This is a genomic window from Aureispira sp. CCB-E, from assembly GCF_031326345.1.
Lineage (GTDB): Bacteria > Bacteroidota > Bacteroidia > Chitinophagales > Saprospiraceae > Aureispira.
The window spans coordinates 611,830-626,061 of sequence record NZ_CP133671.1; the positions used below are offsets into that span (position 1 = coordinate 611,830).

Below are 14,232 nucleotides of genomic sequence, written 5' to 3' on the forward strand. Positions count from 1 at the left end.
AATGAACATTGAGAATAAACTAATGTCTATACAGGAGGTCAATACTTTAATACATTTAGGAAGAAGTCTTGTAATTGCTGGTGATGAAACGCTTCTTCGTCAATTAGACTTAGGCAATTGGATAGGCGGCACGATTCCTTATTTTATGGACAAAAATGGAGGTAGTGTTAATCATGAAGAGGTATTTGTAACAGATTTCACCGATGTAATTCTACAGGCAAAGATTGAGTCCTATGATAATACCCAAATAAGTAGTACGATGCTTGAGGATCGTTATGCCAATGGCTTCTCGTATGTATTGTTACCTGGGTTTTCTACCATACATCAAACCTATGCTTTAGAAACAGGTGAAGTAGCAAGTCTTTTTGATGTGCCAGTTATGGGCTGGATAACAGGTGTGCATTTGGATGATATTGGCGTTAAAACGCCTAAGGTGTTTGATGGGAAAACAGGAGAAGTGTCTGAAAATAAGGCTTGTGTCATGCACTGTTCATTGAAGAAGGGGAGTTATGCAGAGTTGGATATTGTTAATATTTATGAACAGGGAGTGGGAGACAAGATTGAAGTGGATGCGAATAGTTTTTCTTGTTTGGATTGCCGAATCAATGATGAGCCAGCGAATTTAGCAGATTATTATATAGAGCATGATATTGATGTATCGTTGCCTTTGGTTGCAAACTATTCGGGAGCATCTATTAACGTTAGCGTGCAAGCTGTTAAAGAGAACGAGCGCGAAATGTCGTTTTTTGCCCCCCTATTACAAGGCAGAACATACTATGTTGCAAAACCAATCGAAGATCTTTATCAAGCATTTTCAGAGGCTTTGCCTAAAGATACAAGTGCCTTGCTTTGTTCGTGCAACTGTATTTTGAATTATGTTAACATACAAATGGAAAATAAATTTACAGGAGATTTTCGAGGACCTTTCACATTTGGAGAAATTGCCTATGTATTGGTCAATCAAACTATGGTAACTCTATCTATTCATAACGATTGAGCAATGGCTTGAAAGTTTTTGAGCTAAAAAATAGAAAAAAAATACGTCACTGTGAACTTTATGGTTAAACCTAACGTTCTAAAAGCTCAGTGAATAAAAATAAGCGGAAGTGTTGGTATAAATTAAGCCAGCACTTTCGTTTTTTTTTATAAAATACTATTTTTGCTAGCAAAAATTAATAGTCCACTAATGATTGCCTTATAATCAAAAGGGTATAATTTGTTGTGTAAATCAAATTCTATAAGTTAGTACTTTATATTTGTGAGGCAGTTTTATATTTTTATCGATGATGTATTATTCCATAAGTTGTTAACTGTATGGTTGTTACGAAAAAAAATAAGATATAATTTTTAGTAGGCTAGAATTAAATAGAATCATTCATTAATAATAACTTAATTGCTACAAGAAAAAAATAATTTTCGGGTAGGGCATTAAGCAAATTAGTGCCAATATAAGTTGTTTAAAACTAGAGCATCACATTATGGCTAAAGAACAGAATACCTCATTTCAAGACGTTGTCTCGCATTGTAAAAAACTAGGATTTATTTATCAATCTAGTGAGATCTATGGCGGCTTGAGTGCAGTGTATGATTATGGTCCTTATGGTATTTTGTTAAAAAACAATATCAAGCAGTACTGGTGGAAATCCATGGTACAAATGCATGAAAATATCGTAGGCTTAGACGCTGCTATCTTTATGGAGCCTACAGTATGGAAAGCTTCAGGGCATGTAGATGCATTTAGTGATCCTTTGATAGATAATAAAGATTCTAAGAAGCGTTACCGTGCCGATACTCTTATTGAGGACTATATAGAGAATAAGATTCAAAAGAAGATAAATAAAGATGTTGAAAAAGCTGCCAAGCGTTTTGGAGATGCTTTTAATAAGGCAGAGTTTTTAGCAACGAATGGGCGAATCCTTGAACGTCAAAAGAAAATTGATGAAATCTTGAATCGAATGAACACCGCTTTAAATTCAGGAGATTTGGCAGATGTTCGTCAATTAATAGTAGACTTGGACATTGCTTGCCCTGTTTCTGGTTCTAGAAACTGGACCGATGTAAGACAGTTTAACTTGATGTTTTCTACGCAAGGAGGAGGAGCAACGAGTGATGATAAATTATACCTACGTCCAGAGACGGCTCAAGGGATTTTTGTTAATTTCTTGAATGTGTTGAATACGTCTCGTCAGAAAATTCCATTTGGAATTGCTCAAATAGGAAAAGCATTTCGAAATGAAATTGTGGCACGTCAGTTTATCTTCCGTATGCGTGAGTTTGAACAAATGGAGATGCAATTTTTTGTGCGTCCAGGGCAACAACAAGAGTTTTATCAATATTGGAAAGAGGCTCGTATGAAATGGCATATGGCTTTGGGAACGAATGAGGATAAATTGCGTTATCACGACCACGAAACATTGGCACATTATGCAGATGCTGCTTTAGATATTGAGTTTCAATTTCCGTTTGGATTCAAAGAGCTAGAAGGAATCCATTCTCGTACAGATTTTGATTTGAATGCCCACCAAGAACATTCTGGTAAAAAGTTGCAATATTTTGATCCAGAGTTGAAAGAAAGTTACGTTCCTTATGTAATTGAAACTTCAATTGGGTGTGATCGAATGTTTTTGGCTATGATGAGTAATGCTTATCAAGTAGATCAAGTACCTGATGCGAATGGAAATTTGAAGGATCGTGTGGTCTTGAGATTGCACCCTGCTATTGCACCTATTAAGTGTGCCGTTTTGCCAGTGGTGAAATCAAATGAAGCATTAACAACAAAAGCAAGAGCGATTTTTAATGAAATTAAATACTCGTTTGAGTGTCAATACGATGAGAAAGATACAATAGGACGTCGTTATCGTCGTCAAGATGAATTAGGAACACCTTACTGTATTACAATTGATGAGCAGACAGTAGAAGATAATACGGTAACAATTCGTGAGCGTGATAGTATGAAACAAGAGCGAATAGCAGTGAGTGAAGTGGAGAAAATTGTTGGGGAGCGTATTGATATGCGTAATTTGTTAAAACAATTATAAAAAATAAAGCTTAAAACTTTGTTTTGTAGCTTTTTATAGGGTAAAGTCATTTTAAAATAGTACTTTTGTAGGTGGTGTTTTAATGATTTTACCCAAATAAAAAACAAAAAAGAATAACTCTTTGACGTTTTTATCGTTAAATTTATAGAAACACTATCTTGTTGTTATTACTCAGAAGTATTTATAATTATCTTTGATTTCTCTTAATTGAGAATTAATTTTTTAGGAAATATAAAGTACCTCTTAACAATAAATAAAATTCGTAAATTACATTCTAACGATCTATTTAGCAATCATAAATCAATCCAACATAGTTACCATGAAATTACATGTATTATTTATTTACATCACTAGCTTTTTTGTTTTGGTTGCCTGTGGTTCTACTGCTGGAACGACAAAAAATGATACGGTAGCAACTACAGAAAAAAAAGCACCCGATGATGATTATGATGGTGTACCGAATGATGTGGACCAGTGTCCTTATATTTATGGTACAGCTCGAACATTTGGTTGCCCAGATGCTGATGGTGATGGTATCCAAGATTCTGAAGATCGCTGTCCAGACGACAAAGGCTATGCAAATCTATTAGGATGTTTGGATAGAGATTATGATGGGATTATTGATCCAGATGATGAATGTCCCGACGCTTACGGAGAGCGTGAAACAGGTTGCCCAGATATAGACCCTTCGGATGTTGACGGTGATGGTGTAAAAAATGAAGATGACGAATGTCCTGAAGTAAGAGGACTGTTTACAGCCAATGGTTGCCCCGATGGCGATGGTGATGGTATCAAAGATGAATTGGACGCTTGTCCTGATTTGTTTGGAATTTCTGAGTATAATGGTTGTCCTTTGGCAATCGGAGATATGATGGAAATCGCAGAAAGAAATGGTCACCCAGCAAAAGTAAATGGCATAGCAGAAAAAGGCTATTATAAGAGTTATGACGGCAAACTATACGATCGTAATGATATGCGTGTGGATGTCGTTTCTGGTGATATTGTTGACCAAAGTGGTTCTTTTATTACCGATACTAAAGAGTTCTTTATTGACCGAAAAGGATACATCCGAGATGCAAACGAAGGTGTTGTGCGTATCGATGAAGAAGGTTATGTATTTAGCCCAGATGGCTTGTTGAGCAAGAAAAAAGTGAACAATGCAACATCAGGTGGTGGCATTAAGATTGGTTCGGGTTCACTACCTAATCAGCAAAAAAATGGCATTCAATTTGGCACTGACAATACTGATAGTTATTCTGGTGGAGGCAATCCAAATTCGGGCAATGGAAATGATTTGAATGATAATATTTATGATTATAACCCCCAAAATGCAAAACCATTAACGCCAGCAGAAGCAGCAGATTGTAATCGAATTAATCTACAAACTTTGACGGCAGCTATTTACTTTGACTATGATGCAGCCAAAGCGGACAACAGTTCTTTGCGCCAGTTGAATAGAGTAGTTGATGCTATGCAAAAATGTGCTAAACTAGAATTACAAGTTGGTGGCTATGCCGATAGTGATGGAAGTGAAAATTACAACTACAAATTGTCTGAAAGAAGGGCTAAATCTGTCTTAAAATACATTATGGGACAAGGAATTAGCGATCGACGTTTGAAGTACAATGCTTATGGCGAAAAATATCCTTTGTCTAGCAATGCGACCGATGAAGGAAAACAGCGCAATAGACGTGCAGAAATACAAGTAGTTCGTAAATAATAATATATCTAGCATATATATGTGCAAAAGTCTAGGAGATGCAAACTCAGAATGTCTTGCATCTCCTTTTTTTTTGTTAGCTTTGAATTCTCCCCGATATTAATGATCACAAAAGCGTGAGATAAAGGATGTATGATATAATTCCAGCTTTTTTAACTGCCTTTTTAATAACTTATTTTGCTATACCTTCTATCATCAAGGTAGCAGTAGAGAAAAACTTGGTAGATGAACCGGGAGAACGGCGTTCGCATTCCAAGAGTGTGCCTACCTTAGGCGGCTTAGGTATTTTTGCAGGACTCATTTTTTCGACAACTTTTTGGGTGCCTTTTCATGAGCAGCCCTCTCATTTGCAATATATACTATGCGCATTTATCGTCATTTTTCTAATAGGAGCAAAAGACGATATTATTCCACTAACGCCCTCCAAAAAGTTTGCAGGGCAGATATTTGCTGCTTTCTTATTAGTTTATTTTGCCAAAATACAGTTGACGAGTTTGTATGGGATTTTTGGTATTCATGCTATTCCTGATTTTATAGGTATTCCATTAACCATATTTACAATTATAGTCATCATCAATGCCTTTAATTTAATAGATGGAATTAATGCATTGTCAGGAACAATAGGTTGTATTATCTGTGGTACTTTTGGATATTGGTTCTATTGTATGAATCGCCCAGATTTAGCTATTATTGCAGCTGCATTAGCAGGAGCTTTGTTGGCTTTTTTGCGGTACAACTTAGCAGCAGAAATATTCATGGGAGATACAGGATCATTATTAATTGGTTTAACAGCAGCAATTCTCGCCATTTCATTTATCCAATCCAATATTACCTATGTGAATGAGCAAAGTGTTAGTTCGGTTCCTGCCGTAACTGTAGGGATTTTGATTATTCCATTATTTGATACTTTACGAGTTTTTACGCTACGTATCTTAAAAGGTAAGTCTCCCTTTAGTCCAGATCGTACACATATCCATCATTTGTTATTAGATTTGGGGTGTAGCCACCTTCAAGGAACAGCTATTTTGGGAATAGTCAACTTAATTTTTATAGCTGTTGTATTTCAGTTACAATGGATTGGCACATTACCTTTATTTGGAGTTGTCATTCTGATGGGAACGATTTTAACAGGTATAGTAGAGTATGCCTTGCGAAAAAAAAAGAAAACGGAAGGATATGTTTAATGCTCTAGCTGTTTTTGTCGGAGGGGGACTAGGAAGTTTGTGTCGTTATTGTGTAGGGCTGATTTTCCCAGCACCCAGTGCCTCTTTTCCTATAGCTACTTTAATTGCTAATGTTAGTGCTTGTTTTTTTTTGGGATACCTTACCGATCATTTGACTCGAGACAACTTATCAGATCATTGGAAATTATTGCTTGGAACTGGTTTTTGTGGTGGTTTTAGCACCTTTAGTACCTTTTCTAAAGAAACCTTAGAACTTGGTCAAGGTGGTTTAACAGTATGGGCTGTCGTATACTTAATATTGAGTTTGGTCTTGGGTGTTTTGGCTGTCTTTTTAGGTATATGGATGGGAAATATGGATAAATAAATAATGTACGTAGCTTGTTTTTGTAGTCTGAATATAATTCTAACAATTTAAGGATATTACAAAAGCAATAGCTATCTTTGAATTTTTTAACCAAATGTTGGTAACATGTCTAATGTTTGATTCATTGCTAAATAGTTGTATTTAACATGAAAGAAGAGTGGGATTTAATTATAAAGCCACAACAAAAATTGTTGAGTCTTAACCTAAAAGAAATTTGGCAGTATAGAGACCTATTAACAATGTTTGTTAAGAGGGATGTAGTAACGGTATATAAACAAACTATTTTAGGACCTATATGGTTTTTTGTACAGCCAATTATGACAACACTGGTGTATGTTGTTGTTTTTGGAAATATAGCAGGGATTGCTACAGATGGAATCCCTAAACCCCTGTTCTATTTATCTGGAATTGTTATATGGAACTATTTTTCAGAGTGTTTTCTGCAAACCTCTGATACATTTGCTCAAAATCAGGATATGTTTGGTAAAGTCTATTTCCCAAGACTTATTATGCCATTATCTAAAGTAGTTTCAGGATTAATTAAATTCTTTATTCAATTTACTCTTTTTCTAATTGTTTATTTTTATTTCGTTATAAAGGGCGTTCCAGTAGTTATCTCTTGGAGTATGTTATTAATTCCTTATTTAATTATATTAATGGCTTCCTTAGGCTTAGGTTTTGGGCTAATTTTTACCTCAATGACTACTAAGTATCGAGATTTAAAATTTTTAGTGCAATTTGGAGTACAATTACTAATGTATGCAACACCAATTATATACCCTATGAGTTTGATAGAAGGTCAACTAAAGCTAGCTATAGCTCTTAACCCTTTAGCGCATGTAATTGAAGCATTTAAATATAGTTTTTTGGGAGAGGGAGAGCTTTCTATAATAGGATTGACTTATTCAACAATATTTGCTACAGTAGTTCTACTTATAGGTATTTTGATTTTTAATAAAACAGAAAAAAGCTTTGTAGATACAATTTAGTATTTATAATAGAGGTTATGTATTATTGTTGATGATAACAATTAACGTCCACATAATTTTTGATAGTGCAAAAGAAAATAAAGATGTCTAATATTGTATTAAGTGTTGAAAATTTATCAAAACAGTATCGAATAGGAGAAATAGGGACAGGAACGTTATCAAATGATATAAAACGTTGGTGGGCTCAAATAAGGGGAAAAGAAGATCCTTTTAGTTTAGTTGGTCAGATTAATGATCGAACTCAAAAAGCTGAATCTGAATTTGTATGGGCTTTGAAAGATGTAAATTTTCAAGTAAAAAAGGGGGATGTATTAGGGATTGTAGGAAAAAATGGTGCAGGAAAGTCTACTTTATTAAAGCTTATTTCTAGAATTACCTCTCCTTCTACTGGGAGAGTAAGAGCAAAGGGACGAATCGCTTCTTTATTAGAAGTAGGTACAGGAATGCACCCAGAAATGACAGCAAGAGAAAACATCTACTTAAACGGGGCTATAATGGGAATGACTAAACAAGAAATTTCTAGAAAGTTTGATGAGATCGTTGATTTTGCAGGTTGTGCTTTATATGTAGATACCCCTGTTAAAAGGTATTCTTCTGGAATGCGTGTACGCCTTGGTTTTGCTGTAGCAGCGTTTTTGGAGCCTGAAATTTTAATTGTAGATGAAGTTTTAGCTGTTGGAGATGCAGAGTTTCAAAAGAAAGCCATTGGCAAGATGAAAGATGTTAGTAGTGGGGAGGGACGTACTGTATTATTTGTTAGCCATAATATGGAATCAATAGAAGCTTTATGTACAAGTTGTGCCGTATTTAAGAATGGTACAATCCTTCGACAGGGAGGTACAAAAGAAATGATTGAATTGTACCTAAATGATAATAGAGAGAGTACCACACAACGGTTGGAATCAAGAACAGATCGGAAAGGAAATGGGCGTTATCGAATTACGGAGGTAGATGTTTGTACTAATGGTCAAGTAACCAGTTATTTAAAGGTTGGGCAATTGGGTAAAATCATATTGAGTATAAGTCAGAAAGCTATGATTAAAATACCTATTAGTATAAGTATTGGTATTCATGACTCTAAAGGAGTAAGGGTTTCAACTCTTTCATCCATGTTTTTCCCAGAAACATTAACAGTAGATAGAAGTTTTAAGGTTGAATTTATTTTAGAGAATGTAGCTTTGTATTCTGGAGAGTATTTTTGTAATGTATTTCTTAGAGAAGGAGAAAATGGAGATATAGTAGATTGGGTGCAGGATGCATTTATTTTAAGAATTGAAGCAGGTGATTTTTATGGAACAGGGAGAAATAATATTCTTCAAAATGATAAATTTTTTATTAATCATAAAATTAATCTAGTTTAATGAGGCATTTATTTATAGGAGGCTGCGGACGTTCTGGGACTTCTTTTGTACAGAAAATTATAATTTCTCATTCTAAAGTAGTCGGAGGTCCTGAATTTGATTTTTTGCAACCTCTTATGATGACATACAGGAGAATGATAACTCCATTTCACTTGAAACGACAGGAATTTTTCTATGATAGGGACTCGCTTGACCAATATATGAGAACATTTGTGAGTAGTGCATTGCTAAATAAACATCAAGAAAACTCAGAAGTTATCTTTTTTTCTGAAAAAACTCCCAATAATATAGATGTAGCAGAAGAGTTGTTGACTTTGTTTCCAGATGCCTTTTTTCTGAATATTATTAGAGATGGTAGAGATGTACTTGTTTCTCATCTTGATGTAGAGCAGCGTTTTATTAAATCAGGGACAGCATACCACAAGCCTAGTTTTTCTTTAGAAAGTGTATGTGCGTTGTGGAATAAAAGTATTGATACCTATTTAAAACTAGCAAATAATGAAACATTGAATAATAGAGTCATTAATTTAGTTTATGAAGATTTGTTGCAATATCCTAAAAGAGAGTTGATGAGAATTTGCCAATCTTTAGGGCTTGTATTGGAAGAAGGAATGCTCACTCCTCATAAAAAGGAAGTAAGAGAAAGCCCGTTACATATTGATAATATTTGGCATACAGAAGCAATGCTTAATGCTAACTTTGATACATCAAAAATTGGTAGATGGCAGAAGAGGTTAAGTTTTTTTGAAAAACGGAAAGCAGAAAAGATAATGCAAGAAAATTTAAAACGACTAAACTACCTTAAGTAATTTAATATGTGTGGAATTTCAGGAATAATTTATTTTAATCATATTAAAATATCACATAAAATTATATCAGACTTCAATGATCAACTAATACATCGAGGACCAGATGGACATGATGTATGGGTCAATGAGGAATTAAATATGGCTTTGGGGCATCGTCGATTATCTATTTTGGATTTATCAAGCTCTGGCAATCAGCCAATGTCATTAGACAATGAACGTTATTGGATGGTTTATAATGGCGAGGTATATAACTTTATCGAATTGCGTAATGACTTAATTCAGTTGGGATATTCTTTTTATTCTGACAGTGATTCCGAAGTTGTGTTAGCTGCTTACATAGAATGGGGGAATGATTGTGTGAAGCGATTTAATGGTATGTGGGCAATTGCAATAGTAGACCGACAAAAAAAAGAATTATTTTTATCTCGAGATCGTTTTGGAATTAAACCACTTTATTTTGCTAATACAGATGGTATCTTTGCCTTTGCATCAGAGTCTATAGCATTTAATAAACTCCATGGTTTCAAGAAGCGTATACACCAAAATAACATCTTATTTAATATAAGAAATGTACATGGTTTAGAAGCAACAGGTGAATCAATTTATGAAGAAATATACCAATTACAAGCAGGACACAATGCAACTCTGAATTTAAACACTGGTGAATTTTATAAATACAAGTGGTGGAATACCTTAGAAAATAGAATAGAGATACCAAAAGAATATAATGATCAGGTTCTTTTGTTCAGAGAATTATTTGAAGATGCGGCGAAAATTCGAATGCGTAGTGATGTACCAATAGCTAGTGCTTTGAGCGGAGGAGTTGATTCTTCAGCTGTTTATTGCATGATTAACTATTTGATGAAGAATGAGCCAATTGATAGAACACCTAAAAATTGGCAGAGAGCGTATAATATTGGTTTCCCAGGATCTATATTAGATGAAAGTCATTTTGCCAAAGAGGTAATTGACTATACAGGTGGCGATGGGCGGTTTTTATTACCAGATTACAATAATTTATTAGATGACATAGTTAGTTCAACAGTACTATTTGATAATATATATAACTCGCCAATATACCCCTTGACGACAGTTTATGGTAATATGCAGCAAGATGGTTATAAAATATCTATGGATGGTCACGGGGTTGATGAGATGATGTTTGGATATAGATTCTCTATTAAGGATATTTACCTTGATGCAGTACGGGGAGGTGATAAAGAAAGAGAGTTATTAATTCAGAATATATATTTAGGTTTATTACCTAAAGAAGAAAGGGAGGAACAATTACAGTATTTAAAAAATTTAACAAAAGTAGCTCATGTAGAAAAAAGGTCTTTATGGGAAAGGGGTATTCGGAAAATTGGACGGATGTTAAGTCCTTCCCAAATTCCTCCTCCTGATTTATGGTCTTTTTTAGAAAAAGAACAACCTGCTAATTTTGCTTTGTTAGAACCTAATGAACAAATGAGTTTTGGCAATTGGCATTTGTATAAAATATTCCATGAATCTGTCTTACCATCCATATTAAGGAATTTTGATCGTGGAGCAATGCAAAAAAGTATCGAAATTCGGATGCCTTTTATGGATTGGAGATTGATTTCTTACATGTTTTCACTTCCTGAACAAAGTAAAATTGGTGGTGGATATACTAAAAGAATTCTTAGGGATAGTATGAAAGGAATCATGCCAGAGTCAATTCGAACTAGAAAATTAAAAGTAGGTATGACTTCTCCTATGCCAGAGTGGTTTAGTAATGAATTAAAATCATTAATTTTAGATGAATTAAAGTCAACTTCTTTTCAGAATAATGATTTATGGAATGCCAAAGAAATACTTTCATTTGTTGAACATCGAATTTCAAACAATTCGTGGACAGAAGAAGAATGTAAACAATTTTGGCCATTGTTTAATGCACATATTTTAACTAAAAATTTGAATGGATAATCTAAAATTTGCAATTGTAGGTTGTGGTAGGATTGCACAACGTCATGCAAAGCATATTCAAAATACGGAAGGAGCTGAATTAGTAGCAGTTTGCGATGTTGTAATTGAAAAAGCTAAGGAATTGGCAAAAAAATATGACGCAACACCATATTATTCTATAGAGGAATTGCTAAAGGACAATGATATTTCTATCGTTTCTATTTGTTCTCCTAATGGTTTGCATGCCAATCATTCCATTCTTTCTTTGAGAGCAGGAAAACATGTTTTGTGCGAAAAACCAATGGCTATTTCTGTTTACGATTGTGGCGAAATGATTAAAACGGCAGAAAAGGCAAATAAACGGTTGTTTGTAATCAAACAAAATCGTTATAATCCGCCTGTTAACGCTGTCAAAAATGCGATTGATTCAGGGAAATTAGGTAAGATAAATAGTGTACAATTATCTTGTTTTTGGAATAGAAATGAAGACTATTATAAAAATAGCTGGAAAGGAACCAAAGACTTGGATGGAGGTACCTTGTATACACAGTTTAGTCACTTTGTAGATTTATTATACTATTTGGTTGGCGATGTAAAAGATGCGAAGGCTTTTGGTGGAAATTATTGCCATGAGGGAATTACAGAATTCGAAGATACAGGAGTAGTGATTTTAAAGTTTCATAACAATGCTATCGGAACAATTAATTATACCGTAAATAGTTATGGAGGAAATATGGAAGGTTCTTTGACTTTGTTTGGAGATAAAGGAACTGTGAAAATTGGTGGGCAATACCTAAATGAGTTGGAGTACCAAAAAATTGAAAATTTTAGTATTGATAACTTGCCTGCAGGTAATACAGCTAATAATTACGGACAATACCAAGGCTCTATGTCTAATCATGATATGGTTTATGAGAATGTCGTTGATGTACTATTAAACGGTGGTCAAATTACGACCAATATGTTTGAAGGATTAAAGACGGTAGAAATTATTGATAAAATTTATTCAGATATTAATGGCAAGTAAAGTTATATTTTTAGGCTCAAAACCTATTGGCTATTTTTGTTTAGAACACTTATTAAAAGAACAAGAAGAATATAATATAGAAGTAGTTGGAGTACTTACTAATAACACTAACCGTTTGGGAGCGGCAGATTTGACAAAGTTGGCAGATAGGTATGGTGTACAAGTAATAAAATCTCTTGATAGATTGATAGAATTCGAATGTGACTTTCTAGTATCTGTCCAATATCATGAAATACTAAAGGCAAAACATCTATCGATTGCTTCTAAAATGGCAATTAATTTGCACATGGCACCATTACCAGAGTATAGAGGTTGTAACCAATTTACTTTTGCTATAATTGATGGAAAAAAAGAGTTTGGAACAACATTGCATGTTATGGATGAAGGTATTGATTCTGGAGCTATTTTGGCCGAAGAACGATTTCCAGTTTCTGATAACTGTTTTGTAAATGAATTGTATGAGTTAACATTGGTGGCATCTAAAAAATTATTTGAAAATAAGATAGGAGCTATTTTATTAGGAAAAACAACTCCAATTCCACAAAAAAAATTTTTAGAACGAACAACTTCTATCCATTATAGAAAGGAAATTGCTCAAGCTAAAAAAATTGATTTAAATTGGGATGAAGATAAAATTTGGCGACATGTGAGGGCAACTTCAATGCCTGGCTTTCCTCCTCCTTATGCAGAAATTAATGGCATAAAATTAAATATAACAATAGAAAAATGATACCATTTGTAGATCTAAAAGCTCAATATCTCAGCATTCAAAAAGAGATTGATGAGGCTATCCAAAGTGTAATTAACCAAACTGCATTTATTGGAGGTAGTTATGCTGCTAAATTTGAAAAGGAATTTGCAGATTTTCATGGCGTAAAACATTGTATTGCTTGCGCAAATGGAACAGACTCACTAGAGATTTTACTTCAAGCAATGGGAGTAGGAGCTGGTGACGAAGTTTTGGTACCCGCACTATCTTGGATTTCGACTTCTGAGGCTGTATCTACTGTCGGAGCAACACCTATATTTGTAGATATAGATCCTGATTATTATACCATTGATTTGGATTTGATAGAGGAAAAAATAACGGCTAAAACCAAGGCAATTATTCCTGTTCATATTTATGGACAACCTGTCAATATGCCTCGTTTGATGGCAATTGCTCAAAAACATAATCTAAAGGTGTTGGAAGATTGTGCACAAGCACATAGTGCTACATTTGATGGTCAAAAGATCGGGACTTTTGGGGATTGTGCTTCTTTTAGTTTCTATCCTGGAAAAAATCTAGGTGCTTATGGCGATTCGGGAGGTATGATTACAAATGACCCAGAAATTGCACGAATAGCAAGAATGATTGCTAATCATGGACAAGAAGGTAAACACAACCATTTGATGGAAGGTAGAAATAGTCGAATGGATGGTATTCAAGCAGCAGTTTTATCGGTCAAATTAAACTATTTAGATGAGTGGACAGATGCTCGTATTGCAAATGCCAAGCGTTATGATGCCTTACTAAAAAATAGTGATGTTGTGACACCTCGTGTTATAGAAAATGGTAAGCACGTATTTCATCTATATGTTATTCGTTCTAAGAATAGAGCAGCTTTGATGCGTACGCTAAAGGCAGAAAATATCGGTATTTCTATTCACTACCCTACGGCTTTACCTTTCTTAGATTGTTATAAAAATAGAAAGTATACGGCAGAAGATTTTCCTGTAGCGCATCAAGTAACCCAAGAAATTATTTCATTGCCTATGTTTGCAGAGTTGGATGAGGAATCTATTGAATTTATAGCTTCTTATATTTAACTTTA

At 34.3% G+C, this 14,232-nt stretch carries 12 protein-coding genes; all 12 read left to right on the forward strand.

All coding sequences use genetic code 11. From position 1 onward, the window contains the following. Position 1 precedes the first annotated feature (1 nt). The 12 genes from QP953_RS02290 (at position 2) to QP953_RS02345 (ending at position 14,227) form a co-directional block, all read left to right on the forward strand. A complete protein-coding gene (locus tag QP953_RS02290) occupies positions 2-997 on the forward strand; it encodes a DUF6976 family protein (protein WP_052597828.1) in 996 nt (331 codons plus the stop codon). A gap of 481 nt (positions 998-1,478) precedes the next feature. Then, positions 1,479-3,038: a glycine--tRNA ligase gene (locus tag QP953_RS02295; RefSeq protein WP_309553828.1), complete on the forward strand. Its 1,560-nt coding sequence runs from the start codon at positions 1,479-1,481 to the stop codon at positions 3,036-3,038. Positions 3,039-3,357: 319 nt separating this feature from the next. Continuing rightward, on the forward strand, positions 3,358-4,758 hold the full coding sequence (locus tag QP953_RS02300) for an OmpA family protein (protein ID WP_309553829.1): 1,401 nt from the start codon (positions 3,358-3,360) through the stop codon (positions 4,756-4,758). A gap of 128 nt (positions 4,759-4,886) precedes the next feature. Beyond that, positions 4,887-5,942 (forward strand): glycosyltransferase family 4 protein, encoded by a 1,056-nt coding sequence (locus QP953_RS02305; RefSeq protein ID WP_052597833.1) that lies wholly within the window; start codon positions 4,887-4,889, stop codon positions 5,940-5,942. Next, positions 5,935-6,306, forward strand: coding sequence for a fluoride efflux transporter CrcB (crcB, locus tag QP953_RS02310; protein WP_309553830.1), 372 nt, complete (start codon positions 5,935-5,937; stop codon positions 6,304-6,306). The genes QP953_RS02305 and crcB overlap by 8 nt, the downstream gene beginning before the upstream one ends. A 146-nt stretch (positions 6,307-6,452) precedes the next feature. Beyond that, positions 6,453-7,295 carry an ABC transporter permease gene (locus tag QP953_RS02315; RefSeq protein WP_309553831.1) on the forward strand — a complete coding sequence of 281 codons (843 nt, stop codon included), beginning with the start codon at positions 6,453-6,455 and terminating at the stop codon, positions 7,293-7,295. A gap of 83 nt (positions 7,296-7,378) precedes the next feature. Next, a complete protein-coding gene (locus QP953_RS02320) occupies positions 7,379-8,656 on the forward strand; it encodes an ABC transporter ATP-binding protein (protein ID WP_309553832.1) in 1,278 nt (425 codons plus the stop codon). After that, positions 8,656-9,465 carry a sulfotransferase gene (locus tag QP953_RS02325; RefSeq protein ID WP_309553833.1) on the forward strand — a complete coding sequence of 270 codons (810 nt, stop codon included), beginning with the start codon at positions 8,656-8,658 and terminating at the stop codon, positions 9,463-9,465. Before QP953_RS02320 ends, QP953_RS02325 begins: the two co-directional genes overlap by 1 nt. 6 nt (positions 9,466-9,471) lie before the next feature. Next, the gene (asnB, locus tag QP953_RS02330; protein ID WP_309553834.1) at positions 9,472-11,412 is read left to right on the forward strand and encodes an asparagine synthase (glutamine-hydrolyzing); all 1,941 of its coding nucleotides are present in this window, start codon (positions 9,472-9,474) and stop codon (positions 11,410-11,412) included. Continuing rightward, complete coding sequence (locus tag QP953_RS02335; RefSeq protein WP_309553835.1) at positions 11,405-12,418, forward strand: Gfo/Idh/MocA family oxidoreductase; 1,014 nt, start codon at positions 11,405-11,407, stop codon at positions 12,416-12,418. Before asnB ends, QP953_RS02335 begins: the two co-directional genes overlap by 8 nt. Beyond that, positions 12,384-13,148, forward strand: coding sequence for a formyltransferase family protein (locus QP953_RS02340; protein ID WP_309553836.1), 765 nt, complete (start codon positions 12,384-12,386; stop codon positions 13,146-13,148). Before QP953_RS02335 ends, QP953_RS02340 begins: the two co-directional genes overlap by 35 nt. Next, complete coding sequence (locus QP953_RS02345) at positions 13,145-14,227, forward strand: DegT/DnrJ/EryC1/StrS family aminotransferase (protein WP_309553837.1); 1,083 nt, start codon at positions 13,145-13,147, stop codon at positions 14,225-14,227. Before QP953_RS02340 ends, QP953_RS02345 begins: the two co-directional genes overlap by 4 nt. Positions 14,228-14,232: the final 5 nt, after the last annotated feature.

Bases quoted from the DNA above. Each gene is read 5' to 3' on its own strand.
- QP953_RS02290 (WP_052597828.1), top strand. From the start codon at position 2: ATGAACATTGAGAATAAACTAATGTCTATACAGGAGGTCAATACTTTA.
- crcB (WP_309553830.1), top strand. From the start codon at position 5,935: ATGTTTAATGCTCTAGCTGTTTTTGTCGGAGGGGGACTAGGAAGTTTG.
- QP953_RS02315 (WP_309553831.1), top strand. From the start codon at position 6,453: ATGAAAGAAGAGTGGGATTTAATTATAAAGCCACAACAAAAATTGTTG.
- QP953_RS02295 (WP_309553828.1), top strand. From the start codon at position 1,479: ATGGCTAAAGAACAGAATACCTCATTTCAAGACGTTGTCTCGCATTGT.
- QP953_RS02325 (WP_309553833.1), top strand. From the start codon at position 8,656: ATGAGGCATTTATTTATAGGAGGCTGCGGACGTTCTGGGACTTCTTTT.
- QP953_RS02300 (WP_309553829.1), top strand. From the start codon at position 3,358: ATGAAATTACATGTATTATTTATTTACATCACTAGCTTTTTTGTTTTG.
- asnB (WP_309553834.1), top strand. From the start codon at position 9,472: ATGTGTGGAATTTCAGGAATAATTTATTTTAATCATATTAAAATATCA.
- QP953_RS02335 (WP_309553835.1), top strand. From the start codon at position 11,405: ATGGATAATCTAAAATTTGCAATTGTAGGTTGTGGTAGGATTGCACAA.
- QP953_RS02305 (WP_052597833.1), top strand. From the start codon at position 4,887: ATGTATGATATAATTCCAGCTTTTTTAACTGCCTTTTTAATAACTTAT.
- QP953_RS02320 (WP_309553832.1), top strand. From the start codon at position 7,379: ATGTCTAATATTGTATTAAGTGTTGAAAATTTATCAAAACAGTATCGA.
- QP953_RS02345 (WP_309553837.1), top strand. From the start codon at position 13,145: ATGATACCATTTGTAGATCTAAAAGCTCAATATCTCAGCATTCAAAAA.